The sequence below is a fragment of the Pseudomonas trutticola BRTCR10 genome, from assembly GCF_056155105.1.
Genome location: NZ_CM149552.1, coordinates 6,006,063 through 6,032,177, shown reverse-complemented (window position 1 = coordinate 6,032,177; position 26,115 = coordinate 6,006,063). Strand labels below are relative to the sequence as shown.

The window sequence follows — 26,115 nt, the reverse complement described above, 5'->3', positions numbered from 1 at the left end:
GAGTTGTCTGGCTTTCGACATCGACCTGTACGACCTTATCGACTATGGATTCGGTAAAGCAGATTCAGGTCGGCGTATTCCTGGAGCATCCCTCAATCAGTCCCCTCTCCCTCCGGGAGAGGGGCTTTTCAGTCAACAAACAAATCCGTCATCAACGCCGCATCACTCCCCGGTTCGAACCGGTAATGCTCAAACTCGCTAACGCCGCTCTCCCGCAAAATCTCCTCATCAATCAACAACCGCCCGCTGATCTGCCGCCCGCGACTACTCAAAATCACATGCGCCGCATCAGCCATGATTGCCGGCGTACGCGCGTGCTTGAAGGACTCGCGATTGCCCAGCTGAAACTCGATCGCTGCCGTCGCAATCATCGTCTGCGGCCACAGCGAATTGACGCTGATCCCGTAACTGGCAAATTCCTCGCTCATGCCCAACGTCAGCATGCTCATGCCGTATTTGGTCACCGTGTAAGGGCTGAACTGGGCGAACCATTTACTCGCCAGATTCAACGGCGGCGACAAGTTGAGAATGTGCCCGGCGGATTTCTTCAGATAGGGCAGGGCAGCCTGGCTGCACAACAGCACCGCGCGGGTGTTGATCTGGTGCATCAGGTCGAAACGCTTGAGTTCGATGTGTTGCACGCCAGTCAACTTGATCGCCCCGGCATTGTTCACCAGCGCATCGATCGCGCCGAAATGCTCGTTGGCCTGGGCCAGTGCCTGTCGCACGGCGTCTTCATCACGCACATCCACCTGCAGCGCCAAGGCCTTGCCGCCCGCCACTTCGACTTCTTTGGCCACACTGTGAATAGTGCCGGCCAATTTGGCGTGGGGTTCGGCGCTCTTCGCCGCAATGACGATATTGGCCCCGTCCTTCGCGGCCCGCAGTGCAATCTCACGGCCAATGCCACGGCTGGCGCCGGTGATGAACAGGGTTTTGCCTTGTAACGACATGCCGATGCTCCTGCTTATTGTTATGAGAGCGGAGGGCTCGACAAACAATGTAGACCAAGGAGCTGACGCGACTGAAATAGGTGCCCTGATCGTTCCCACGCTCCGCGTGGGAATGCAGCCTTTGACGCTCCGCGTCATGACTGTGCTCGGCGTCGCATCAGTGGTGGGGCTGGAACGCGGAGCGTCCCGGGAGGCATTACCACGCGGAGCGTGGGAACGATCCGAAAGGGGATGGCCAGCTGCTTTAGTACCAGCGTTGAATCTCGATCAATCCCTCTAGTCCTGCATAATTTCGGGCGCTCGAATACCGCCAGTGCTCCGGCAACTCTACATAACCACGCTTTACCGGGTTGTTATGGATGTAATCGAGTTTCTGGCGCATGACTTCTTCGCTGTAGACCATTTCTGCATGAGAGCCTTCCTGCCACATTTGATACACCCGATCTTGCTTGTGTGCCCGCTTGTTGAAACGAAGGCGCTTCAGTGCTCTTTCGGCGCCCTTGCTTTGAAGGTCATCAATAATCTGTCGCGCGGTGAATGATTTGAACTGGCTGAGGCATTTGCTCAGGTCGGGTGCTTGGGCGACAAAGTGAAGATGGTTTTCCATAATCACGAAGCCGTACAGCCTCAAGTCATGATGAGTCTGTTGATAACGCCAGCAGTTGAGCAGGTGGTCGACGATGTAAGGGCGGATGAACAGGGGTAACCATTCCATGACCGTGCAGGTCAGAAAATGGGGTTTGTCAGTTTCGGTAATGGTGTAGCGGCTGCGGCCCATGGGATTCTTCCTTGAATCTTGCGGTGCATTGGAGATGGAACGCGGAGCGTCCCGGGATGCATTACCACGCGGAGCGTGGCAACGATCAGGGTGGGACGGACAGGGTATTCGCGATAGAGGGGAAGTCTGGTATTGCGGTGGGAAAAGTCATTCCCGAGCCAAGATCGTTCCCACGCTCCGCGTGGGAATGCAGCCATTGACGCTCCGCGTCATCACGATGCCAAGGTGTAACGCTGGCGGGGGAAATGGAACGCGGAGCGTCCCGAGAGGCATTCCCACGCAGAGCGTGGGAACGATCAGTGAGGTGGAGTGAGATCAGGCAGACATGACTTCGCGGATGTCGCGCGCCAGCTCACGCACGCGCTCTTCTTCGGTGTCCCACGAGCACATGAAGCGCGCGCCGCCCTTGCCGATGAAGGTGTAGAAGCGCCAGTCCTTCGCGGTCAGCGCGGCAATCGCCGGTTCCGACAGTTGCAGAAACACGCCGTTGGCCTGCACCGGGAACATCAGTTCGACGCCCGGAATGTCGCTGACCAGCTCGGCCAGCAATTGCGCGCAGTGGTTGGCGTGGCGGGCGTATTTCAGCCAGGCGTCGTTTTCCAGGATGCCGACCCATGGCGCCGAGAGGAAGCGCATTTTCGACGCCAGTTGCCCGGCCTGTTTGCAGCGGTAGTCGAAGTCTTCGGCCAGTTTGTGGTTGAAGAACAGGATCGCTTCACCCACCGCCATGCCGTTCTTGGTGCCGCCGAAGCACAGCACGTCGACGCCAGCCTTCCAGGTCAGGTCGGCCGGCGAGCAGCCGAGGAACGCGCAGGCGTTGGAGAACCGCGCGCCGTCCATGTGCAGGTGCAGGCCCAGTTCCTTGCAGGTGGCGCTGATGGCGCGGACTTCTTCCGGGGTGTAGACACTGCCGACCTCGGTGGCTTGGGTCAGGGTCACCACGCGTGGTTTCGGGTAGTGAATGTCCTGGCGCTTGAGGGCGACTTCGCGGATCGACTGCGGGGTGATCTTGCCGTTTTCAGTGCCGGCGATCAGCAGTTTCGAACCGTTGGAGAAGAATTCCGGGGCGCCGCATTCATCGGTTTCGACGTGGGCGGTTTCCGAGCAGATCACGCTGTGGTAACTCTGGCACAGCGACGACAGCGCCAGCGAGTTGGCGGCGGTGCCGTTGAAGGCGAAGAACACTTCGCAGTCGGTTTCGAACAGTTGGCGGAAATGATCGGACGCGCGTGCGGTCCATTCATCATCGCCATAAGCGCGTTGGTGGCCGTGGTTGGCCTGTTCCATGGCAGCCCAGGCTTCAGGGCAGATACCGGAATAGTTGTCGCTGGCGAATTGTTGGCTCTTGTCGGTCATGGCCGGCTTCCGTGATCGAGGCGCTTGTGGCGCCTCGTTGGTCAATGATGGTGCGCACTTTACCGAAGATCTTCCGGGGAGCACACGGGATGTCGCTGGCAGAACATTACATGGACGCTTGCCGATTATGCACCTGAGAAAACGTGACGGCGCCCTGGATCTGCTCAAGTGGCTGGCGCTGCTGAGCATGTTGCTCGATCACCTGCGATATGTCGGGATCAGCGCCGATTGGCTCTACGTGCCGGGGCGGTTGGCGTTTCCTTGGTTCTGTCTGGCGATGGCGGCGAATCTTGCCCGGGCCGGAGCGCGGAAAACCGAATGGCGTTATCTGGGCTGGCTGTTGCTGTTCAGCGCGGTGAGTGAAATTCCCTACCGCTTGTACATTCCCGATCCGGATACGTTGAACGTCATGCCGACATTAGCGTTGGGCTTGTTGGTGGCGCGCGGCTGGCAGGATCCATCGATCATGTCGCGGTTGCTGGGTGTCGCTGCGTTGGTGCTGGCCGCTGTGTTTTCTGAGCGACTGATGTTCGGCTTCTTCGGCGTTCTGCTACCGCTGGCGATGCTGTGGGTGTTTCGTCGTCCGTGGTACTTCAGCTTGCTGTCGGGATTGATATGTCTGGCCGCCAATCAGTGGCAGGTGCTGTACGACTCGGCGAGGTTCGGTAATAGCGTTGCCATTTTTGGCATTGCCACCTGTCTGTTTGCGCCACTGCTCGGAATGTTCCTGTTGCGACATGTGCGACATCTCCAGCCACCCCCAATGCGCCGGTGGGCGTATGCCCTTTATCCCGCACATTTCCTCCTGCTACTACTTATCCGCCAAGTCGCCGCATAACCCTGTGGGAGCTGGCTTGCCAGCGATAGCGGCAGGTCAGCCGCCATCAATGCCAGATGGGCCAACGCCATCGCTGGCAAGCCAGCTCCCACAGGGTTCTCCAGTGTTTTCGAGGTCGAGTCTGGCGAGGCCATTTCCCGCCATGTCGTAAACGCACCTTTGCGTGGCGTCCGTAGGCATTTGAGCTGTCTGCGCCGGTCATACCATCGGCATCAAAGGGCACTGCCTTGATTGCCAGTGCCTTACCGAGACGAATGGCGCACAGATGCCGCTGGGAGAGACGCGATGTTCAGCAAGCAAGACCAGATCCAGGGTTACGACGATGCACTGCTGGCGGCGATGAATGCCGAGGAGCAACGTCAGGAAGATCACATCGAGCTGATCGCGTCGGAGAACTACACCAGCAAGCGCGTCATGCAAGCGCAAGGCAGCGGCCTGACCAACAAATACGCCGAAGGCTATCCGGGCAAGCGCTACTACGGTGGCTGCGAGCACGTCGATAAAGTCGAAGCGCTGGCCATCGAACGTGCCAAGCAACTGTTCGGCGCCGATTATGCCAACGTTCAGCCGCACTCCGGTTCCTCGGCCAACAGCGCCGTGTACCTGGCGCTGATCCAGCCGGGCGACACCATTCTCGGCATGAGCCTGGCCCACGGTGGTCACCTGACCCACGGCGCCAAAGTGTCGTCCTCGGGCAAGCTGTACAACGCGGTGCAGTACGGCATCAACACTGACACCGGGCTGATCGATTACGACGAAGTCGAGCGTCTCGCCGTCGAATCCAAACCGAAAATGATCGTCGCCGGTTTCTCCGCTTACTCCAAGACCCTGGACTTCCCGCGTTTCCGTCAGATCGCTGACAAGGTCGGTGCGCTGCTGTTCGTCGACATGGCTCACGTCGCCGGTCTGGTCGCCGCCGGTCTGTACCCGAATCCGCTGCCGTACGCCGACGTGGTCACCACCACCACGCACAAGACCCTGCGCGGTCCTCGTGGCGGCTTGATCCTGGCCAAGTCCAACGAAGAGATCGAAAAGAAGCTCAACGCTGCCGTGTTCCCCGGCGCTCAGGGTGGCCCGCTGATGCACGTCATCGCCGGTAAAGCCGTGTGCTTCAAGGAAGCGGCGGAGCCGAGCTTCAAGGCCTATCAGCAACAAGTGATCGACAACGCTCAGGCCATGGCCGGCGTGTTTATCAAACGTGGCTACGATGTAGTGTCCGGCGGCACCGACAACCACCTGTTCCTGGTCAGCCTGATCCGTCAGGGCCTGACCGGCAAAGATGCCGACGCCGCCCTCGGCCGTGCGCACATCACCGTCAACAAGAACGCCGTGCCGAACGACCCGCAGTCGCCATTCGTGACGTCCGGCCTGCGCATCGGCACCCCGGCGGTGACCACTCGCGGTTTCAAAGTGACCCAGTGCGAGACGCTGGCTGGCTGGATCTGCGACATCCTCGACAACCTCGGCGATGCCGATGTCGAGGCCAATGTTGCCCAGCAGGTTTCGGCCCTGTGCGCAGACTTCCCGGTTTATCGCTGAGCGGTTTTGGAGTAACGACTATGCAACGCTATTCGGGCTTCGGCCTCTTCAAACACTCGCTCAGCCACCACGAAAACTGGCAGCGCATGTGGCGCACGCCAACCCCGAAAAAGGTCTACGACGTGGTCATCGTCGGCGGCGGCGGGCATGGTCTGGCGACGGCTTATTACCTGGCGAAAGAGCACGGCATCACCAACGTCGCCGTGGTCGAGAAAGGCTGGCTGGGCGGCGGTAACACCGCGCGCAACACCACTATCGTGCGCTCCAACTACCTGTGGGACGAGTCGGCGCACCTCTACGAACATGCGATGAAATTGTGGGAAGGCCTGTCGCAGGACTTGAACTACAACGTGATGTTCTCCCAGCGTGGCGTCTACAACCTGTGCCACACCCTGCAGGACATCCGCGATTCCGAGCGTCGGGTCAGTGCCAACCGCCTCAACGGCGTCGACGGCGAACTGCTCAACGCCAAACAAGTTGCTGACGAAATCCCGTACCTCGACTGCTCGAAAAACACTCGTTACCCGGTGATGGGCGCGACCGTCCAGCGTCGCGGCGGCGTCGCCCGTCACGATGCCGTGGCCTGGGGCTTTGCCCGTGCCGCCGACGCCTTGGGCGTGGACTTGATCCAGCAGACCGAAGTGATCGGTTTCCGCAAGGAAAACGGCGTGTGCATCGGTGTTGAAACCAATAAAGGCTTTATCGGCGCCAAACGCGTCGGCGTAGTCACCGCCGGTAACTCCGGGCACATGGCCAAACTCGCCGGTTTCCGTCTGCCGATCGAATCCCACCCGCTGCAAGCGCTGGTGTCCGAGCCGATCAAGCCGATTATCGACAGCGTGATCATGTCCAACGCCGTGCACGGTTACATCAGCCAGTCCGACAAGGGCGACCTGGTGATCGGCGCCGGTATCGACGGCTACAACGGCTACGGCCAGCGCGGTTCGTACCCGGTGATCGAACACACCATTCAGGCCATCGTCGAGATGTTCCCGGTGCTTTCGCGGGTACGCATGAACCGTCAGTGGGGCGGCATCGTCGACACCACGCCGGACGCCTGCCCGATCATTTCGAAAACTCCGGTACCGAACATGTTCTTCAACTGCGGTTGGGGCACCGGCGGCTTCAAGGCAACACCTGGCTCGGGCAACGTGTTTGCCGCGAGTCTGGCCAAGGGTGAAATGCACCCATTGGCTGCACCTTTCTCCATCGACCGTTTCCACAACGGTGCGTTGATCGATGAACACGGCGCTGCTGCGGTTGCCCACTAACAGGAGAAATCCCCATGTTGCATATCTTCTGTCCTCACTGCGGCGAGTTGCGCTCCGAAGAGGAATTCCACGCATCCGGTCAGGCGCACATCCCGCGTCCTTTGGACCCTGCCAGCTGCACCGACGAGGAGTGGGGCGACTACATGTTCTTCCGCGACAACCCGCGCGGCCTGCACCACGAGTTGTGGGACCACGTTGCCGGTTGCCGTCAGTACTTCAACGTCACCCGCGACACCGTGACCTACGAGATTCTCGAAACCTACAAGATCGGCACCAAGCCGCAATTCACCGACAAGGCTGATTCGGCGAAAACAGCCCCGACGGCGCTGGGAGAGAAGGTATGAGCCAGACCAATCGCCTGTCCAACGGTGGACGGATCGACCGCAATAAAGTGCTGAGCTTCACCTTCAACGGCCAGACCTACAAAGGCTTCGAGGGCGACTCGCTGGCGGCTGCACTGATCGCCAACGGCGTCGACATCATCGGCCGCAGCTTCAAATATTCGCGTCCACGCGGCATCTTCGCGGCTGGCGCCGAAGAGCCGAACGCGGTGCTGCAGATCGGCGCTACCGAAGCCACGCAGATCCCTAACGTGCGCGCCACGCAACAGGCGCTGTATCAAGGTTTGGTCGCGACCAGCACCAACGGTTGGCCGAACGTCAACAACGACATGATGGGGATTCTCGGCAAGGTCGGCGGCAAGCTGATGCCGCCGGGTTTCTACTACAAAACCTTCATGTACCCGCAATCGTTCTGGATGACTTACGAGAAGTACATTCGTAAGGCTGCCGGTTTGGGCCGTTCGCCGACCGAAGTCGATCCGGACACTTACGACTACATGAACCAGCACTGCGACGTGCTGATCGTCGGCGCCGGCCCTGCCGGTCTGGCGGCTGCACTGGCCGCTGCGCGCAGCGGTGCTCGCGTCATTCTGGCCGATGAGCAGGAAGAGTTCGGCGGCAGCCTACTCGACTCCCGCGAAAGCCTCGACGGCAAACCGGCGATGGAGTGGGTCGCCAGCGTCATCGCCGAATTGAAGGACACTCCGGACGTGCTGCTTTTGCCGCGCGCCACGGTCAACGGTTACCACGACCACAACTTCCTGACCATCCACGAACGCCTCACCGATCACCTCGGCGACCGCGCACCGATCGGTCAGGTACGTCAGCGCATTCACCGCGTTCGCGCCAAGCGTGTGGTGCTGGCGACCGGCGCTTGCGAGCGTCCGCTGGTCTACGGCAACAACGACGTGCCGGGCAACATGCTCGCCGGTGCGGTGTCGACTTACGTGCGCCGTTACGGCGTGGCACCGGGTAAAAAACTGGTGCTGTCGACCAACAACGATCACGCCTACCGCGTGGCGCTGGACTGGCTCGACGCCAGTCTGCAAGTGGTCGCCATCGCCGATGCGCGCAGCAATCCGCGTGGTGCGCTGGTGGAAGAAGCCCGCGCCAAAGGCATCCGCATTCTCACCGGCAGTGCCGTGATCGAGGCCCGTGGCAGCAAGCGCGTCACCGCTGCCCGCGTCGCCGCGATTGATGTCAAAGCACACGCCGTGACCAGCCCAGGCGAATGGCTCGACTGCGACGTGATCGCCAGTTCCGGCGGTTACAGCCCGGTCGTCCACCTGGCGTCGCACCTCGGTGGCAAGCCGACCTGGCGCGAAGACATTCTCGGTTTCGTACCGGGCGAAGCCCCGCAGAAACGCGTGTGCGTCGGTGGCATCAATGGCGTCTACGGTCTCGGCGATTCGCTGGCGGACGGTTTTGAAGGTGGCGTGCGCGCTGCCAGTGAAGCCGGTTTCGCGGCGGTCGAAGGCACCTTGCCGAAAGCCCTGAGCCGTCTCGAAGAACCGACGCTGGCGCTGTTCCAGGTGCCGCACGAGAAGGGCACGGCACGGGCACCGAAGCAATTCGTCGACCTGCAGAACGACGTCACCGCCGCCGCCATCGAACTGGCCACCCGCGAAGGTTTCGAGTCGGTCGAGCACGTCAAACGCTACACCGCGCTGGGCTTCGGCACCGATCAGGGCAAGCTCGGCAACGTCAACGGTCTGGCCATCGCCGCCCGTTCGCTGAACGTGACCATCCCGCAGATGGGCACCACGATGTTCCGCCCGAACTACACGCCGGTAACCTTCGGCGCCGTGGCCGGTCGTCACTGTGGACACATCTTCGAACCGGTCCGCTACACCGCGCTGCATGCCTGGCATGTGAAGAACGGTGCCGAGTTTGAAGACGTCGGTCAGTGGAAGCGTCCTTGGTACTTCCCGAAAAACGGCGAAGACCTGCACGCCGCCGTGAAGCGCGAATGCAAAGCCGTGCGCGACAGCGTCGGTCTGCTCGATGCCTCGACCCTCGGCAAGATCGACATTCAAGGCCCGGATGCCCGCGAGTTCCTCAACCGCGTATACACCAACGCCTGGACCAAACTCGATGTGGGCAAGGCCCGCTACGGTTTGATGTGCAAAGAAGACGGCATGGTCTTCGACGACGGTGTGACGGCGTGCCTGGCAGACAACCATTTCGTCATGACCACCACCACCGGCGGCGCGGCCCGCGTGCTGCAATGGCTGGAGCTGTACCACCAGACCGAATGGCCGGACATGAAGGTGTATTTCACTTCCGTGACCGACCACTGGGCGACCATGACCCTGTCCGGGCCGAACAGCCGCAAGCTGCTCAGCGCCGTGACCGACATCGATCTGAGCAACGAAGCGTTCCCGTTCATGACCTGGAAAGAAGGTCTGGTCGGCGGCGTCCCGGCGCGGGTGTTCCGCATCTCGTTCACCGGTGAACTGTCGTACGAAGTCAACGTGCAGGCGGACTATGCGATGGGCGTGCTGGAGAAAATCGTCGAGGCCGGCAAGCAATACAACCTGACCCCGTACGGCACTGAAACCATGCACGTCCTGCGCGCCGAGAAGGGTTTCATCATCGTCGGCCAGGACACCGACGGCTCGATGACCCCGGACGACCTGAACATGGGCTGGTGCGTGGGTCGTACCAAACCATTCTCGTGGATCGGCCAGCGCGGCATGAACCGGGAAGACTGCGTGCGTGATCAGCGCAAACAACTGGTGGGCCTCAAGCCGATCGACCCGACCAAATGGCTGCCGGAAGGTGCGCAACTGGTGTTCAACACCAAGCAGGCGATCCCGATGACCATGGTCGGCCACGTGACCTCCAGTTATGCACACAACTCCCTCGGTTATTCGTTTGCCATGGGTGTGGTCAAGGGCGGTCTCAAGCGCATGGGCGAGCGGGTGTTTGCACCGCTGGCCGATGGCAGCGTGATCGAGGCGGAGATTGTGTCTTCGGTGTTCTTCGATCCGAAGGGTGATCGCCAGAACATCTGACACTGATCGTTCCCACGCTCCGCGTGGGAATGCATCCCGGGACGCTCCGCGTCCCAAGAGCGGACGCCGAGCGTCCATGGCGGCATTCCCACGCAGAGCGTGGGAACGATCAAATCAAACAACAGGTGCTTTATGACCACAGCCAACGTGTACCAACAACGCCCGACCACCGGTGCCCGTGCCGAGTCGTCGCTGCACCATGCCGACCTCGCCAGCCTGGCCGGCAAGGGCCGCAAGAACGCCGGCGTGATCGTGCGTGAGAAAAAACTCCTCGGCCATCTGACCATTCGTGGTGATGGCCACGACGCGGCGTTCGCCGCCGGCGTGCACAAAGCCCTTGGCATCGAGTTGCCCGGTGCTCTGAGCGTCATCGTCAAAGGCGAAACCAGCCTGCAATGGATGGGCCCGGACGAGTGGCTGCTGATCGTGCCGAGCGGTGAAGAATTCGCCGCCGAACAGAAACTGCGCGAAGCGCTGGGCGATCTGCACATCGCGATCGTCAACGTCAGCGGCGGCCAGCAAGTGCTCGAACTGAGCGGGCCGAACGTGCGTCAGGTACTGATGAAGTCCACCAGTTATGACGTGCACCCGAACAATTTTCCGGTGGGTAAAGCGGTCGGCACGGTGTTCGCCAAGTCGCAGCTGATGATCCGCCATACGGCTGAAGACACCTGGGAACTGCTGATTCGTCGCAGCTTTTCGGATTACTGGTGGTTGTGGTTGCAGGATGCTTCGGCTGAGTACGGGTTGAGCGTGCAGGCCTGACACTGAATTGCCGTCGTGCGTGCTTCTGTGGTGAGGGGATTTATCCCCGACGGGGGGCGAAGCCGCCCCAAACCAGCCACTGTGTTGATCAGGTAGATCGAATACACAGGTTTTACGACTGCTTCGCAGCCGATCGGGGATAAATCCCCTCGCCACAAAAGCAGTTCAGCATAGCCACAGAGTTCACTCTGCTAACAGATGTTGAAACAGGAGTCACCGCACCATGAGCCGCGCCCCAGACACATGGATTCTGACCGCCGACTGCCCCAGCGTCCTCGGCACGGTGGACGCGGTCACGCGTTTTCTGTTCGAGCAGGGTTGCTACGTCACCGAGCACCACTCGTTCGATGACCGCCTCTCCGGGCGTTTTTTCATTCGCGTGGAATTCCGCCAGCCCGACGGTTTCGACGAGCAATCCTTCCGCGCCGGTCTAGCCGAGCGGGGTCAGGCATTCGGCATGATCTTCGAGCTGACCGCGCCGAACTATCGGCCAAAAGTGGTGATCATGGTTTCCAAGGCCGATCACTGCCTCAACGACTTGCTCTACCGCCAGCGCATCGGCCAGTTGTCGATGGATGTGGCGGCGGTGGTCTCCAACCATCCCGACCTCAAGCCGCTGGCCGACTGGCACCAGATTCCCTACTACCATTTCCCCCTCGATCCCAACGACAAGCCTTCGCAGGAGCGTCAGGTCTGGCAGGTGATTGAAGAGTCCGGCGCCGAACTGGTGATTCTTGCCCGCTATATGCAAGTGCTGTCGCCGGAGTTGTGCCGCAAGCTCGATGGCAAGGCGATCAACATTCATCACTCGCTGCTGCCGGGCTTCAAGGGCGCCAAGCCGTATCACCAGGCCTACAACAAGGGCGTGAAACTGGTGGGGGCGACGGCGCATTACATCAATAACGACCTCGATGAAGGGCCGATCATTGCTCAAGGCGTCGAGGCGGTGGATCACAGTCATTACCCGGAAGATTTGATTGCCAAAGGGCGGGATATCGAGGGTCTGACCCTGGCTCGTGCCGTCGGTTATCACATTGAGCGCAGGGTGTTTCTCAACGCCAATCGCACGGTCGTTCTCTAGATCGCTTTCGCTGGCAAGCCAGCTCCCACAGGGATTTGTGTCGTATACAAAATCTGAATCCAACCCGAATCCTGTGGGAGCTGGCTTGCCAGCGATGAGGCCATAACAGGCAACACAACAATCAGCATCTATACCCGAGCACTCAACGCGCTGCCTGCCTGGGCAACGCGGTTCCATAAAAACAACAGCGAGGTGAAAGCATGTCTGGCAATCGTGGTGTGGTGTATCTCGGCGCTGGCAAGGTCGAAGTACAGAAAATCGACTATCCGAAAATGCAGGACCCGCGCGGTCGCAAGATCGAGCACGGGGTCATTCTCAAAGTGGTTTCCACCAACATCTGCGGCTCCGACCAACACATGGTGCGCGGCCGCACCACCGCTCAGACCGGTCTGGTGCTGGGCCACGAAATCACCGGCGAGGTGATCGAAAAAGGCTCCGACGTCGAAAACCTGAAAATCGGCGACCTGGTTTCCGTACCGTTCAACGTCGCGTGCGGGCGCTGCCGCTCCTGCAAAGAGCAACACACCGGCGTCTGCCTGACCGTCAACCCGGCCCGTGCCGGTGGTGCTTATGGTTACGTCGACATGGGCGACTGGACCGGCGGCCAGGCCGAATACGTGCTGGTGCCGTACGCCGACTTCAACCTGCTGAAGCTGCCGGACCGCGACAAGGCCATGGAGAAAATCCGCGACTTGACCTGCCTCTCCGACATTCTTCCGACCGGTTATCACGGCGCGGTCACTGCCGGTGTTGGCCCGGGCAGCACTGTCTACATTGCCGGCGCGGGTCCCGTTGGCTTGGCGGCTGCCGCCTCCGCACGCCTGCTCGGCGCTGCGGTAGTGATCGTCGGTGACGTCAACACCATCCGTCTGGCCCACGCCAAGGCGCAGGGCTTCGAAATCGTCGACCTGTCCAAGGACACGCCGCTGCACGAACAGATCGCCGCACTGCTGGGCGAACCGGAAGTCGATTGTGCGGTGGATTGCGTAGGTTTCGAAGCCCGTGGCCACGGCCATGACGGAGTGAAGTCCGAAGCCCCGGCCACCGTGCTCAACTCGCTGATGGGCGTGGTGCGCGTGGCGGGCAAGATCGGTATTCCGGGCCTGTACGTCACCGAAGATCCGGGTGCCGTCGACGCTGCCGCGAAAATGGGCAGCCTGAGCATCCGCTTCGGCCTGGGCTGGGCCAAATCCCACAGCTTCCACACCGGGCAAACCCCGGTGATGAAGTACAACCGCCAACTGATGCAGGCGATCATGTGGGATCGCATCAACATTGCTGAAGTGGTGGGTGTGCAGGTGATCAGCCTCGATCAGGCGCCGGAAGGTTACGGCGAGTTCGATGCAGGCGTGCCGAAGAAGTTTGTGATTGATCCGCATAAGTTGTTCAGTGCGGCGTAGGGCTTATCGCAATAAAAAAAACGGCGACCTCAGGGTCGCCGTTTTTTTGTTGAGAGCCAAGGTCAAAAGCTACCCTCATCGGAACGCCGCCCGCCCAGCCCTCCCGAAACGTCGGACCGCCCGGAGGGAGAGGGGGCCGACCGAGGTGTCTGGTGTCATACGTCGACCTGAAAGATCGAGTCGATTATGGATTCGGCACGGCACTTACAGGTCGGCGTATTGCGTAAATATCCCACAGTCAGTCCCCTCTCCCTCCGGGCGGTCCGACGTTTCGGGAGGGTTAGGGTGAGGGGCTTTACAAGGCCGCCAACGCCCCTTGATACAGCACCGGACCAGTCGGCTGCCCAGTCGGCGAACCACCCTTCTGCTCCAGACTCACTGCCAATGCAATCGGTTTGCCAATCAAGACTTTCTGCGCCTCACTCAACTCAACCTTGCCTTTACCCCCCGCTGGAATCACCCCCAGCGAAATCGGCTTGCCATCCGCCGGAATCGCCCACAGTTCCAGGCTGCGATCGGCATCAACCGCCGCCAATATCAGCGGCTCGACCTGCAGATAATCTGCATGCGCCTCGACCTTCAGCGCCGGTTGCGCATTGGCGCTCAGCAGGGTGGCGCGGTAGCGGGCGTCGTCACGGTCGTACAGCGAACCGAGGAAAACCAGCACAACGATTGAGGCGGCGGCTGCCGTGAGTCTCAGCCAATTCCAGAACGGACGTTTTTGCGGCACATGCAGCACTTGCGGCTCGATGCGCGCGGTAATGCCGTGCCACACGCGGTCGGGCACCGGTTGTTCAGGCAGGGATTCGGTGAGGCTCGCCAGCGTGTCCTGCCATTGCGCCACTTCCGCCCGCAACGCAGCGTCATCCAGCAACAATTGCTCAAAGCGTCGACGCGCAGCCGTGGACATCAAGCCGATGGCGTAGTCGGCGGCGAGGGCACGGCGCAGGGCAGGAGTCTGGTAGTTCATGATTCAAGGCACCGACGCAGTCGCTCCATGCCCCGGCGGATCCACGATTTGACTGTGCCCAGCGGCGTGGCCAGATGCTCGGCCAGTTCGGTGCAGGACAACTCGTGAAAATACGCCACGCTGATCGACTGGCGCTGCATGCTGTCGAGGCTTTCCAGGCAGCGGTTCAGGGCGTGAGCCTCGCGGGCGCTGCTCAATTGCTCATGCGCCGAAGGGCTCTCATCCGCCAACCCGTCCTGCTCAAGATCGCTCAGCGGCCGGTCGCGGTGTTTGCGTAACTGATCGATCGCCTGATTGCGAGTGATGTTGATCATCCAGGTTAGCGGTGCTGACAGATGCGCTTCGTAGCGCGAGGCGTTGTTCCAGATGCGCACGAAGCTTTCCTGCAAGACCTCTTCGGCCAGATCCGCACGCCCCATAAAGCGCAGGGCCACACCGTGCAGGCGCGGGCCGACGCTGCGGTACAGCGTTTCGAAGGCGCGACGATCACCCAGTGAACACTGGGCCAACAGCTGTCGCAACTGATCGGTGTCGGCGATGGAAATGACGTCTCTCCAGGCAAAAGGCAGGCGACGAGGACTGATCTCGGTTTGCTCACAGGCTAGTTCAGCGATAGCGCTTGTGCCATTCATCGCGGCCATTCCGGGGTTTCACGATTTATATACGTGGCTATGCTGAAAATGGATGCGCAGGTTTGGAACATGCCGGCGGATACCCGGTCAAATCGGCAGTTTCGCCGCCCATCGAAGGGTGGTTTTTGCAGCGCAAGAGGATGTCTGAATGAAGATTTCACGCGGTATTGCAATGGCTTCGCTGATGACCCTTGCGGCCAGCCCGGTGTTCGCCGGTTTCAGCCTGGACGATGTGACCAAAGCGGCTGCGAGCATGCAGGGTGGCAACTCGGCCACCGCCGCCGCGCCGACCTCGGAAACCGCCGGTTTGCTGCAAGCCGTCACCGGTCTGGGTGTTACCCCTCAGCAAGCGGTCGGCGGCACCAGCGCCATGCTAGGCCTGGCCAAGAACCAATTGAGCAGCACCGATTATTCGCAATTGGCCAAAGAAGTGCCGGGCATCGACAAGCTGTCGGGCGGTAGCGGCAACATGGCGGCGTTGAGCGGCTTGCTGGGTTCGTCGGGCAAATCCGCCGGGCTGGAAAACGCCCTGGGCAACGTCAAGAACACCAATGACCTGAACAATGCGTTCGGCGCATTGGGCATGGACAGCGGCATGGTCGGCCAGTTTGCCCCGGTGCTGCTCAAGTATCTGGGTGATCAAGGCGTCGGCGGCCCGCTGCTGCAAAGCCTGGGCAGCATCTGGGGCGCCGGCACCGGCAGCTGATTCAGTTGCGCTCGCCGCGCAGTTCGGCGATGCGCAGATCTTTCTCGGTCCAGAGCTGGTTGACCCAGCTCTGGACCTTCTCGCGAAACAGCGGATCGTTCTCGTAATCGCCCTGCCACAGCGCCGGGTCGAGCTCGCGGGTCTGAATGTCGATGATCACCCGCGGCACGTTGCCGCTGATCAAGTCCCAGAACCCCGGAATGTTCTCCTGTGGATAAACCACGGTGACGTCGAGAATCGCATCCAGCTGTTCACCCAGCGCCGCCAGGACAAACGCCACGCCGCCGGCCTTAGGCTTGAGCAAGTGCTTGAACGGTGATTGTTGCTGTGCGCTTTTCGTACCGGTGTAGCGGGTGCCTTCCAGATAATTCACCACGGTCACCGGCTGACGCTTGAACAACTCGCAGGCTTGTCTGGTGATTTCCAGATCCTTGCCCGCCAGCTCCGGGTGCCTGGCCAGAAACGCCTTGGTGTAGCGCTTCATGAACGGGTAATCCAGCGCCCACCACGCCAGCCCGAGGAACGGCACCCAGATCAGCTCTTTCTTGAGGAAGAACTTGAAGAACGGCGTGCGCCGGTTGAGTGTCTGGATCAGCGCCGGAATATCGACCCACGACTGATGATTGCTGACCACCAGATAGGACGTGTCGCCACGCAGGTCTGCGCCGCCGCGAATGTCCCATTGAGTGGGAATGCACAGGCGAAAAATCAGCTTGTCGATTTCGGCCCAGGTCTCGGCGATCCACATCACCGCCCACGACGCGTAATCGCGCCAGCGCCCGGGCGCCACCAGTTTGAGCAGGGCAAACACCAGCAACGGCCCGATCAGGATCAGGGTGTTGAGCAACAGCAGCAGGGTGACGAAACAGCCGGTGAGCAGGCGGCGCATAAGCAACTCTATGAAGTCGGATGAGCGCGCCATGATAAGTGGCTTCGGGCGACAGGCCAAATCGGGGGTGACGAATGTTTCACTTTTGGCTGGGTATGCTTGGGTCAGATATTTCGCTGAATGTGCTGGCCTCATCGCTGGCAAGCCAGCTCCCACAGGTTTATCGGGTGTCCGCAAGAATTACATTCGTTGAAGATCCTTGTGGGAGCTGGCTTGCCAGCGATGCGGGCTCAGCGGCGAACGAATTGCTTGCTGGCTGTCTAAAATCCCACGTCTGCCGCCCTCATTTTCCAAGGAAGCCCCTTACGTGAAATCCCTCCTTGCACTGTTTGCCCTCGTCGCCCTCCCGGTCATGGCCGCCGAGCCGACCCTGTACGGGCGCTACGAATACATCGCGCTGCCGGAAATCGGCGGTGAAGTGCTCAAGGCCAAGATGGACACCGGTGCGCTGACAGCGTCGCTGTCGGCCAAGGATATCGAAACCTTCACCCGTGATGGCGAAGACTGGGTGCGGTTCCGTCTCGGCACCAAGGACGCCAGCAACAAGGTCTATGAACACAAGGTCGCGCGAATCAGCAAGATCAAGAGCCGTTCGGATGAAGAAGACGAAGGCGAAAGCACCGAAGTCGCGAAACGGCCAGTGGTCGATCTGGAGCTGTGCCTGGGCGACGTCAAGCGTACCGTGGAGGTCAATCTGACCGACCGCAGCAACTTCAACTATCCGCTGCTGATCGGTGCCAAGGCCTTGCGTGAATTTGGCGCGGCGGTGAACCCGGCGCGGCGCTTCACCGCCGACAAACCGGACTGCTAGCGCCAAGTGGTCTCATTGACGTAAAGGCACGCTTGGGGCACCGTTCGCGCACTTAACCCACGGGCTCGGACGCCATGCCTCATATCCTGATTGTCGAAGACGAAGCGGCGATTGCCGACACGCTGATTTTTGCCTTGCAGGGCGAGGGGTTCATCACCACCTGGGTGAGCCTCGGTGAGGCAGCGCTTGCGCACCAGCGCCAGACGCCGGCCGATCTGATCATTCTCGACATCGGCCTGCCGGACATCAGTGGTTTCGAAACCTGCAAGCAGCTACGCCGTTTCAGCGAAGTGCCGGTGCTGTTCCTTAGCGCCCGCAACGCCGAGATCGACCGTGTTGTGGGCCTGGAGATCGGCGCCGACGACTACGTGGTCAAGCCGTTCAGCCCTCGAGAAGTCGCGGCACGGGTCCGGGCGATCCTCAAGCGCATGGCGCCGCGCCCGCCAATCGAGGCCTCCTCGGCGCTGTTTCGCATTGATCCCGAGCGCGTGCAGATTGCCTATCGCGGCCAGACCCTGAGCCTGACCCGCCACGAATTCCGCCTGTTGCAATGCTTGCTCGACCAACCCGAACGGGTGTTCAGCCGCGAGCAATTGCTCGATGCGCTGGGTGTCGCCGCCGATGCCGGTTACGAGCGCAGCATCGACAGCCACATTAAAAGCGTGCGGGCCAAACTGCGACTGGTGCGCGCCGACGCCGAGCCGATCCAGACCCATCGCGGCCTCGGTTACAGCTACAGCCCGGGGCACAGCTGATGTCGTTGGGGCTGAGGATTTTTCTGGTGTATGTGCTGTTTGTCGGCCTGACCGGCTATTTCGTGCTCAACACAGTGATGGAAGAAATCCGCCCCGGCGTGCGCCAGTCCACCGAAGAAACCCTGGTCGATACCGCCAACCTGATGGCGGAAATTCTCCGTGACGATTTCAAGGCAGGCACCCTCAGCGAGAACCGCTGGCCCGAGTTGCTGCGTGCCTATGGCGAACGCCAGCCGCAAGCGACCATCTGGGGTTTGCCGAAAAATCAGGTCAACCATCGCATCTACGTCACCGACGCCAAAGGCATCGTGGTGCTCGATTCCAGCGGCGTGGCGGTCGGTCAGGATTACTCGCGCTGGAACGATGTCTACCTGACCCTGCGCGGCGAATACGGTGCGCGTTCCAGTCGCAGCGATCCGGATGACCCGGCCTCATCGGTGATGCACGTCGGCGCCCCGATCCGCGATAACGGCCGGATCATCGGTGTGGTGACCGTGGCCAAACCCAACAGCTCGTTACAGCCCTATGTCGATCGTACCGAACGGCGTTTGCTGTTCTACGGTGCGGGCCTGATCGGCCTCGGCCTGTTGTTCGGCGCCTTGCTGTCGTGGTGGCTGAGTCGCGCGCTGCACCGTTTGACGAGGTATGCCGAGGCTGTCAGCGAAGGTCGGCGCGTTGAAGTGCCGCACTATCGCGGCGGTGAGCTGGAGCAACTGGCTACGGCGGTCGAGCAGATGCGCACGCAACTGGAGGGCAAGGCTTACGTCGAGCGCTACGTGCACACCCTGACCCACGAACTGAAAAGTCCGCTGGCGGCGATTCGCGGCGCGGCGGAGTTGCTGCAAGGTGACATGCCTGCGATTCAGCGACTGCGGTTTGTCGGCAACATCGACAGCGAAAGTGCGCGGATGCAGCAGTTGATCGAGCGCTTGCTGAATCTGGCGCAGGTCGAACAGCGGCATGGCCTGGAGGAACGGGTGGCGGTGCCGCTGGCGGTGTTGGTCGATGAGTTGTTGCAGGCGCAGGCGGCGCGGATTGAAGGCAAACAGTTGCGGATCGAACAGACGATTGCGGCGGATATGCTGCTGATCGGCGAACCGTTTTTGCTGCGTCAGGCGTTGGGCAATCTGCTGGAAAACGCGCTGGATTTCACCCCGCCGCAGGGGTTGTTGCGCTTCAGCGCCGAGCGCGTCGGCGAGCAGATCGAGTTTCGCTTGTTCAATGAAACTGCGCCGATTCCGGATTACGCCTTGCCGCGTTTGACTGAGCGCTTCTACTCATTGCCGCGCCCGGACAGTGGGCGCAAAAGCACGGGATTGGGGCTTAACTTCGTTGAAGAGGTGGTCAAGTTGCATGGTGGCTCAATGAGCATTCGCAATGTTGAAAACGGCGTTGAAGTGGCCCTGCGCTTGCCTTGAAACCGTGTCACGGCCATCGCGGGCAAGCCCGCTCCCACAGGATTTTCTGTCGTAAGCGACGATTGTGTACACCTGAATCATTGTGGGAGCGGGCTTGCCCGCGATGGGGCCCGAACTGTCTCCACACAATCTCCACATTCCCCCCATAAAACCCTCAAACAGCCGAATCAGACTCTGCCCATCGAAACAGGGAGAGTCCCATGAACAAGAATCTGACCATTAAGCTCGGGGCCATTGCCCTGTTGATCCTGCTGTTACTCATACCGTTAATGATGATCGACGGCGTAATCGACGATCGCCAGCAATTGCGCGACGGCGTGCTGCAGGACATCGCTCGCAGTGCCAGTTACAACCAGCAAGTGAGCGGGCCGGTGATGGTGGTGCCGTATCGCAAGGTGATTCACAACTGGAAGATCAACGACAAAACCAACAAGCGCTACGACGATCCCCGGGAGGAACGCGGGCGTTTGTACTTTCTGCCGGAGCGCTTCGAACTCGATGGCCAAGTGCAGACCGAGTTGCGCGCCCGGGGTATTTACGAAGCGCGGTTGTTCCACGCCGATAACCGCATCAACGGTCAGTTCTCGCTGCCGGCCCAGTTGGGCATCAAGGAAGACTTCGCCGACTACCAGTTCGACGCGCCGTTTCTCGCGGTCGGCATCAGCGACATTCGCGGCATCGAAAACGCTTTGAAACTGGAGCTCGAGGGCCAGCGCCTGGACTTTGTCCCGGGCACCCAGGTCGGCTGGCTCGGCGAAGGTGTACGCGTCACGTTGCCGCTGCTCGACACCAGTAAAGCCACCGAATTGGCGTTCGGTTTTGATCTGCGCCTGCAAGGCACCGGTTCGCTGCAGGTGCTGCCGGTGGGCAAGAGCAGTAGCGTGAGCCTCACCGCCAACTGGCCGCACCCGAGCTTTGTCGGCAACTTCCTGCCCGTCAAACGTGAAATCAACGATGCCGGTTTCAGCGCCGACTGGCAGACCACGTTCTTCTCCACCAATTTGCAGGACGCCATGAGCCGTTGCGTGAGCAGCAATGACTGCGAGGCGTTCAACGGCCGCAGCTTTGGCGTGAGCTTCATCGATCCGGTGGATCAGTATCTGAAGAGTGACCGGGCGATCAAATATGCGCTGCTGTTCATCGTTCTGACGTTCGCCGGTTTCTTCTTGTTCGAAGTGCTGAAAAGTCTGGCGGTTCACCCGGTGCAGTACGCCTTGGTCGGCGTGGCACTGGCTTTCTTTTACCTGTTGCTGCTGTCGCTGTCGGAGCACATCGGGTTTGCCTTGGCGTATCTGTTGTCGGCCAGTGGCTGCGTGTTGTTGATCGGCTTTTACGTTTGCCACGTGCTGCGCAGCGTGCGCCACGGTTTGAGTTTTTCGGCGGGATTGGCGGCGTTGTATGGCCTGCTCTATGGATTGTTGAGTGCCGAGGATTACGCGCTGTTGATGGGCTCGCTGTTGTTGTTCGGCTTGCTCGGTGTGTTCATGGTGCTGACGCGCAAACTGGACTGGTACGGGATCGGGCAGAAGCCGGCCAAGCCGTTGGAGTTTGATATTGGGGCGGTGCAATGAGCGGGCTGCGTGAGGATCAGCGGGAGGCTGAGGTGTTGGTTACGCTGATCTTTGCGTCACTGCCGCCGGAACCGAGGTGGTGCCATCGCCGGCAAGCCAGCTCCCACAGTGGATTGATGTCTTACGCGTATTTGCGATCCGACAAGGATCCTGTGGGAGCTGGCTTGCCAGCGATGAGGCCGGAACAGGCGCCGCCGATTTAAACCTTGGGCATCGTGGCGATCATGGACGGTCGCTGGCTGACTTCAAAGTACCAGTTGGCCAATTGTGGATTGGCGGTCCGCCAGTCCATTTCAGGGAAGCGCAGGTCGAGGTAGCCCAGTGCACAGGCGACGCTGATTGCGGCGACATCGAAGTGACTGGTCAGCTCGGCGATCGCGTCCGTTTCCAGCAGTGCGAGCGCACGGCGGATCTTCTCGCGCTGGGCGTCGAGCCATTCGTCCCAGTGCTTTTCCGGAGCACGCAGCGCCTGTTCGTAACGCACCATCACCGAAGCATCCATGATCCCGTCGGCCATCGAGGCCAGGGTCAGGCGCCGCCAGCGGGCCGAGCCGTCGCGGGGGATCAGCGGGTTGCCGACGTGTTGGTGGTCGAGGTAATCGAGGATCACGCGGCTGTCATGGATGACGTTGCCATCGGCCAGGCGCAGGGCCGGGATCTTGCCCAGCGGGTTGTCGGCGTTGAGGGTCGGATCGGGGCTGACTGGGCTGAGCACGCAGTCTTGCAACGCGACGCGATCCTGCTGACCGGTCTCGTGCAGCAACACCATCACTTTGCGAACGAACGGGGACAGCGAGTTGTGGAACAGGGTCATGCTGGGGGCGGACATTGGCAAACCTCGTGAGCATCGAAGAGCAGGAGGTTAGCCTAGCTACAACCACTGTGGCTGGCGAGGAATTGATGGTGTTCGTGAGATCGCCATCGCTGGCAAGCCAGCTCCCACAGTTTTTGCAGCGAACACAAATTTCAGATTCAGCATCAACCCCTGTGGGAGCTGGCTTGCCAGCGATGAGGCCATTACCGACAACAAAGAAACTAACTGCGCTGCAGCAATCCCCTGATCGCCAGAATTGCCGGAACACCCAGCCCAACCCAGCTCAACGCATCCCAGATCCCATCCCCCAGCAACGCCGCAAACAACCCCGCTGCACTGAGCAGAGCGATCACCAGCGGCGTGCTGAAGACCTTCCAGAAATTCGACTGACGCGGCTTCATGCAGACGCCTCCGCCGTTTCCAGCGCAGGCTTGGCTGCTTTACGCCGCACCACCCACAGGTACACGCCACTGCCGAGGACGATGATGGTCAGCACATCCAGCGTCGCCCAGAGAATCTTCATCGGCATGCCGCCATAGTCGCCGAAGTGCAGCGGCTGCGACATGCCCATGGCGTCCATGTACCACGGGCGTTCGGCTACGGCGGTGACTTGCAGGGTAGTGGCGTCGATCAGCACCGGCGTCAGCAGATGCGAGGTCAGATGCGTGCCGCCCTTCATGAACACCGAGTAGTGGTGTTCGCTGGAGAACCGTGTGCCGGGAAAGGCAATGAAGTCTGGTTTCATCCCCGGCGCGACTTCGCCGGCGATGTCGAGCAAACGCGTGGCCGGTGCCAGTTGCGTCAGCGGCGGCGCATCGCGGTAGGGCGCAATCAATGTGTTCAGCGCATCGTTGCGCCAGGCAGCGATCAGCAGATCGGCGCAGGCGCTGATCACCCCGGTCACGCCGACCACCAAGGCCCAGGTCAGGGTGACAACGCCGATCAGGTTGTGCAGGTCCAGCCAGCGCAGGCGTGTGGATTTGTCCTGACGCACGGTGGCGAAGTTCAGGCGGCGCATGAACGGCAGGTACAGCACCGTCCCCGAGACAATCGCCACGACAAACAGCAGTCCCATGAACGCCAGCAGCAATTTGCCTGGCAATCCGGCGAACATGTCGACATGCAAGCGCAGGATAAACAGCATCAGGCCACCGTTGGCCGCAGGGGTTTCCAGCGCTTCACCGGTGCGAGCATCGAGCATGAAGGTGTGCGAAGAGTTCGGCTCGGTGCCGGCGGTTTTCGCCATGATCGTCAGGACGGCATTCGGCTCATCGTCGTCGAAGCCGAAGTACTGCACGACTTCATCCGGGCGATGTTTTTCCGCGGCTTCAACCAGTTGCGCCAGATTCAGACGCGGCGTGTCCGCCGGCATCTCGCGCACTTCAGGAGCATCGCCGAGCAAGTGCTCGATTTCGTGGTGAAAGATCAGCGGCAGACCGGTCAGTGCCAGCATCAGCAAAAACACGGTGCAAACCAGGCTGGTCCAGGTGTGGATGAACGACCAGCGGCGAATTGTTTTACTTTTCATTTCATGACCTTCAAAAACACCGAAGCCGTCCACGGGGGACGGCCTGGTAACAGGGCCTGTTTCAGCTCAGTCGTTTACCACTTGTAAGTAGCGCTGGCGACCACACTGCGCTGGTCGCCGTAGTAGCAGTAGTAACCGTCGCAGGTGGAGATGTAGTCCTTGTCGAACAGGTTGGTGGCGTTGAGTGCCAGCGACGCGCCTTTGAGGCTGTTGTCCAGTCGGCCGAGGTCGTAATGCACGGCTGCGTCGAACACGGTGTAGGCGTCGGCCTTGCCCAGCCAGGTGTTGGCCTTGTCGCCGTAGGTGTTGCCGGTGTAGCGCACCCCGCCGCCGATGCCGAAACCGTCGAGCACGCCGCTGTGCCAGGTGTAGTCGGTCCACAGCGAGGCTTGCTGGTTCGGCATCAGTTGCAGGCGATTGCCCTTGTCGACACCTTTCTGCACTTCGGACTTGGCCAGGGTGTAGGCGGCGATGACTTTCAGGTTATCGGTGACATCCGAAACCGCTTCAAGCTCCAGGCCTTTGACTTTCACTTCGCCGGTCTGGCTGGTGATGGTCACGTTGTTGACGATGTTGTTGACCGCGACGTTCTTCTGGGTCAGGTCATACACCGCTGCACTGAGCAGGGTTTTGCTGCCCGGTGGCTGGTACTTGATGCCCAGTTCCCATTGTTTGCCTTCGGTCGGCTTGAACGACTCAGTGACGCTGGCATCGGCGCCGCTGGTTGGCTGGAAGGATTCGGCATACGACAGGTATGGCACGAAGCCCGAGTCGAACACATAGCTGATCGCCGCGTTACCGCTGAACGCCTTGTCACGCTGGGTGTTGGTGGCATCGCCCTTGTTGAGGAATCTGGTGCTGGTGTGTACCCAGTCTTCACGACCGCCCAAGGTCAGACGCCACTGGTCCAGCGCCATCTGGTCCTGCACGTAGAGACCGGTCTGGTTGGTTTTCTGGTTGTAGTCGTAGAACGCCGAGGAACGTGGCGGACGCGTAATCGGCTGGCCGTAGATCGGGTTGTTGACGTTGATGTCCGGCGCGCTGCCGAAGATCGAGGTGTAGTTGTCGTTGCTGCGCTGATGGTCGAGACCCAGCAGCAAGGTATGACGGATGTCGCCCGTAGCGAAGTCAGCCTGGAAGTTGTTGTCCACGGCGAATTGGCTGATGTCCTCATCGACATTGGTGGTGCCGCGACCGACATTGCCCTGATCGTCAACGGTGAAGCCGGGAATGGTCGTGTTGTAGCTGTTGACGGTCACGGTCTGGAACGACAGATCGGACTTGGTGTAACGCAGATTCTGTTTGAACTGCCAGACATCATTCAGGCGATGTTCAAAGGCATAACCGAGCGCGTAGTAGGTGCGGTCGTAGAAGTCGTAATCAGGATCGCCCAGATTCTTGTGGTGGGAAATCTTGCCGAACGGCATGTCGATCTTGGTGCCCTGGATCGGATAGAACTGACTGGTGACCCCGGTATCGTCGCGGGTGAACTGTGAGAGCAAGGTCAACTTGGTGTCGTCGTCGATGTTCCAGGTCAGGCTCGGCGCGATGTTGTAGCGCTTGTTTTCGATGTGGTCGATCTGCGTGTCGCTGTCGCGCACCACGCCGCTGATGCCATACAGAAATTGCCCGGCGTCATCGATCTTGCCGGTGCTGGCGAAGTTGATCTGGCGGTGGTTGTCGCTGCCGTACTGCAACTGGATTTCGCTGCTGGCTTCGGCGCTTGGACGACGGCTGACCATGTCCAGCAGACCGCCTGGCGGGGTCTGGCCGTAAACCGACGAAGCCGGGCCGCGTAGCAGGGCGAGGCGATCGAGGTTCCAGGTTTCCGGTTTCGGGTTGGCGTAGATGCCTCTTGGCAGCGGCAGGCCGTCGAGGAACTGAGTCGGTTCGAAACCACGCACGCGCAGCCAGTCGATACGGGTGTCGCTGCCGTAGCTGCTGGCGGTGATGCCGGGCATGTAGCGCACGGCGTCATCGAGGCTGTGCACGCTGCGGTCGTCCATCTGCTGGCGCGTGGCCACGGAGATCGAACGCGGTGCTTCAACCAGCGCGGTGTCGGTTTTGGTGCCGGCGGCGGTGCGGGTGGCAGTGTAGCCTTCGACCGGGCTCCAAGCGGTTTCCAGATTTTCCACACCGATGACCGATGTTTCCGGTAGCGCCATCACGCCTTCCGGCACGGCGACCAGGGTGTAAGTCCCCGTGCTGGCCTGTTCCAGTTGCAGACCGGTGCCTTGCAGAGCCGCGCGCAGAGCGCCGGCCGCATCGTACTGACCGTTGACCGGTGCCGAGGTCTTGCCAGCCGCCAGCGAAGGATTCAGCGACAGGGCGAGGCCGCCCTGGCTGGCGATCTGGTTGAGGGTGGTGGCCAAGGGCGCCGCCGGCAGGTTGTAGGCGCGAACGCTGGACGCTTGTTCAACGGCGAGCAACGGGCTGCTGATCAGAGGAGTGCTGAAAGCGATGGCGACGGCCAGCAGACTGGGGCGCAACAAGGTGTCTAGCGAACGGGACATACGGCGGCTCCTGAATGGAAATATTTCTCAATTGCCTGTGTGCCGGATGAAAACCAAAAAGTGATAGGGGTGGATGGAAATAATTTCGATTAACTTGCAGCGGTGCTGCTGATAGACATGGCGAGCCTGGTTTTGTGGAGCTGCTGGCGGCCTCATCGCTGGCAAGCCA

Annotated in this window: 23 protein-coding genes; 13 read left to right on the top strand and 10 right to left on the bottom strand. The window is 60.6% G+C overall.

Annotated elements, in window-relative coordinates:
- Positions 1 to 128: 128 nt before the first annotated feature.
- From ACVVH8_RS27440 to ACVVH8_RS27430, 3 genes are all read right to left on the bottom strand, one after another.
- Positions 129 to 953 (bottom strand): SDR family oxidoreductase, encoded by an 825-nt coding sequence (locus ACVVH8_RS27440; RefSeq protein ID WP_475227315.1) that lies wholly within the window; start codon positions 951 to 953, stop codon positions 129 to 131.
- A gap of 244 nt (positions 954 to 1,197) precedes the next feature.
- A complete protein-coding gene (locus tag ACVVH8_RS27435; RefSeq protein WP_475227311.1) occupies positions 1,198 to 1,731 on the bottom strand; it encodes an REP-associated tyrosine transposase in 534 nt (177 codons plus the stop codon).
- Between the two features lie 315 nt (positions 1,732 to 2,046).
- Complete coding sequence (locus ACVVH8_RS27430; protein ID WP_103304471.1) at positions 2,047 to 3,087, bottom strand: threonine aldolase family protein; 1,041 nt, start codon at positions 3,085 to 3,087, stop codon at positions 2,047 to 2,049.
- 127 nt (positions 3,088 to 3,214) lie between these two features.
- On the opposite strand from ACVVH8_RS27430, the gene ACVVH8_RS27425 reads away from it, so the two are divergent.
- The 8 genes from ACVVH8_RS27425 to fdhA all read left to right on the top strand — a co-directional run bounded on the left by ACVVH8_RS27425 (position 3,215) and on the right by fdhA (position 13,339).
- The gene (locus tag ACVVH8_RS27425) at positions 3,215 to 3,925 is read left to right on the top strand and encodes a TraX family protein (RefSeq protein ID WP_213026785.1); all 711 of its coding nucleotides are present in this window, start codon (positions 3,215 to 3,217) and stop codon (positions 3,923 to 3,925) included.
- Positions 3,926 to 4,210: 285 nt separating this feature from the next.
- A complete protein-coding gene (gene glyA / locus ACVVH8_RS27420) occupies positions 4,211 to 5,464 on the top strand; it encodes a serine hydroxymethyltransferase (RefSeq protein ID WP_475227307.1) in 1,254 nt (417 codons plus the stop codon).
- A gap of 20 nt (positions 5,465 to 5,484) precedes the next feature.
- Positions 5,485 to 6,735, top strand: a complete 1,251-nt coding sequence (locus tag ACVVH8_RS27415; RefSeq protein ID WP_003206307.1) for a sarcosine oxidase subunit beta — start codon at positions 5,485 to 5,487, stop codon at positions 6,733 to 6,735.
- Between the two features lie 14 nt (positions 6,736 to 6,749).
- Entirely contained in the window at positions 6,750 to 7,079 is a 330-nt protein-coding gene (locus ACVVH8_RS27410) for a sarcosine oxidase subunit delta (RefSeq protein ID WP_103304468.1), read from the top strand.
- Positions 7,076 to 10,093, top strand: a complete 3,018-nt coding sequence (locus ACVVH8_RS27405; protein WP_475227305.1) for a sarcosine oxidase subunit alpha — start codon at positions 7,076 to 7,078, stop codon at positions 10,091 to 10,093. Before ACVVH8_RS27410 ends, ACVVH8_RS27405 begins: the two co-directional genes overlap by 4 nt.
- Positions 10,094 to 10,225: 132 nt before the next feature.
- Complete coding sequence (locus tag ACVVH8_RS27400) at positions 10,226 to 10,858, top strand: sarcosine oxidase subunit gamma (protein WP_103304466.1); 633 nt, start codon at positions 10,226 to 10,228, stop codon at positions 10,856 to 10,858.
- Positions 10,859 to 11,081: 223 nt separating this feature from the next.
- Positions 11,082 to 11,939 carry a formyltetrahydrofolate deformylase gene (gene purU / locus ACVVH8_RS27395; protein WP_008086918.1) on the top strand — a complete coding sequence of 286 codons (858 nt, stop codon included), beginning with the start codon at positions 11,082 to 11,084 and terminating at the stop codon, positions 11,937 to 11,939.
- A gap of 200 nt (positions 11,940 to 12,139) precedes the next feature.
- Complete coding sequence (fdhA, locus tag ACVVH8_RS27390; protein ID WP_042561444.1) at positions 12,140 to 13,339, top strand: formaldehyde dehydrogenase, glutathione-independent; 1,200 nt, start codon at positions 12,140 to 12,142, stop codon at positions 13,337 to 13,339.
- Positions 13,340 to 13,634: 295 nt separating this feature from the next.
- On the opposite strand, the gene ACVVH8_RS27385 is transcribed toward fdhA, so the two are convergent.
- Positions 13,635 to 14,309, bottom strand: coding sequence for an anti-sigma factor (locus ACVVH8_RS27385; RefSeq protein ID WP_475227302.1), 675 nt, complete (start codon positions 14,307 to 14,309; stop codon positions 13,635 to 13,637).
- Positions 14,306 to 14,941: a sigma-70 family RNA polymerase sigma factor gene (locus tag ACVVH8_RS27380; protein ID WP_475227299.1), complete on the bottom strand. Its 636-nt coding sequence runs from the start codon at positions 14,939 to 14,941 to the stop codon at positions 14,306 to 14,308. The genes ACVVH8_RS27385 and ACVVH8_RS27380 overlap by 4 nt, the downstream gene beginning before the upstream one ends.
- Positions 14,942 to 15,089: 148 nt before the next feature.
- Between ACVVH8_RS27380 and ACVVH8_RS27375 the strand changes: the two genes are divergently transcribed.
- Positions 15,090 to 15,647: a DUF2780 domain-containing protein gene (locus ACVVH8_RS27375; protein WP_103304462.1), complete on the top strand. Its 558-nt coding sequence runs from the start codon at positions 15,090 to 15,092 to the stop codon at positions 15,645 to 15,647.
- Position 15,648: 1 nt separating this feature from the next.
- Here ACVVH8_RS27375 and ACVVH8_RS27370 read toward each other — a convergent pair whose 3' ends face one another.
- Positions 15,649 to 16,536 (bottom strand): acyltransferase, encoded by an 888-nt coding sequence (locus ACVVH8_RS27370; protein WP_475227297.1) that lies wholly within the window; start codon positions 16,534 to 16,536, stop codon positions 15,649 to 15,651.
- Positions 16,537 to 16,843: 307 nt separating this feature from the next.
- Here ACVVH8_RS27370 and rloA2 point away from each other — a divergent pair, with 307 nt between their 5' ends.
- The 4 genes from rloA2 (at position 16,844) to creD (ending at position 21,091) form a co-directional block, all read left to right on the top strand.
- Positions 16,844 to 17,347, top strand: coding sequence for a retropepsin-like aspartic peptidase RloA2 (rloA2, locus tag ACVVH8_RS27365; RefSeq protein ID WP_053124525.1), 504 nt, complete (start codon positions 16,844 to 16,846; stop codon positions 17,345 to 17,347).
- 74 nt (positions 17,348 to 17,421) lie between these two features.
- Positions 17,422 to 18,102 carry a two-component system response regulator CreB gene (creB, locus tag ACVVH8_RS27360; protein WP_475227295.1) on the top strand — a complete coding sequence of 227 codons (681 nt, stop codon included), beginning with the start codon at positions 17,422 to 17,424 and terminating at the stop codon, positions 18,100 to 18,102.
- Positions 18,102 to 19,520 (top strand): two-component system sensor histidine kinase CreC, encoded by a 1,419-nt coding sequence (creC, locus tag ACVVH8_RS27355; RefSeq protein ID WP_475227292.1) that lies wholly within the window; start codon positions 18,102 to 18,104, stop codon positions 19,518 to 19,520. Before creB ends, creC begins: the two co-directional genes overlap by 1 nt.
- A gap of 200 nt (positions 19,521 to 19,720) precedes the next feature.
- Complete coding sequence (creD, locus tag ACVVH8_RS27350) at positions 19,721 to 21,091, top strand: cell envelope integrity protein CreD (RefSeq protein ID WP_475227290.1); 1,371 nt, start codon at positions 19,721 to 19,723, stop codon at positions 21,089 to 21,091.
- 199 nt (positions 21,092 to 21,290) lie between these two features.
- On the opposite strand, the gene ACVVH8_RS27345 is transcribed toward creD, so the two are convergent.
- The 4 genes from ACVVH8_RS27345 to ACVVH8_RS27330 form a co-directional block, all read right to left on the bottom strand.
- Positions 21,291 to 21,920, bottom strand: coding sequence for a glutathione S-transferase (locus ACVVH8_RS27345; protein ID WP_103304456.1), 630 nt, complete (start codon positions 21,918 to 21,920; stop codon positions 21,291 to 21,293).
- A gap of 206 nt (positions 21,921 to 22,126) precedes the next feature.
- The gene (locus ACVVH8_RS27340; RefSeq protein WP_475227285.1) at positions 22,127 to 22,306 is read right to left on the bottom strand and encodes a hypothetical protein; all 180 of its coding nucleotides are present in this window, start codon (positions 22,304 to 22,306) and stop codon (positions 22,127 to 22,129) included.
- Complete coding sequence (locus ACVVH8_RS27335; protein WP_475227282.1) at positions 22,303 to 23,433, bottom strand: PepSY-associated TM helix domain-containing protein; 1,131 nt, start codon at positions 23,431 to 23,433, stop codon at positions 22,303 to 22,305. Before ACVVH8_RS27335 ends, ACVVH8_RS27340 begins: the two co-directional genes overlap by 4 nt.
- A 74-nt stretch (positions 23,434 to 23,507) precedes the next feature.
- Entirely contained in the window at positions 23,508 to 25,946 is a 2,439-nt protein-coding gene (locus ACVVH8_RS27330; protein WP_213026774.1) for a TonB-dependent siderophore receptor, read from the bottom strand.
- Positions 25,947 to 26,115: the final 169 nt, after the last annotated feature.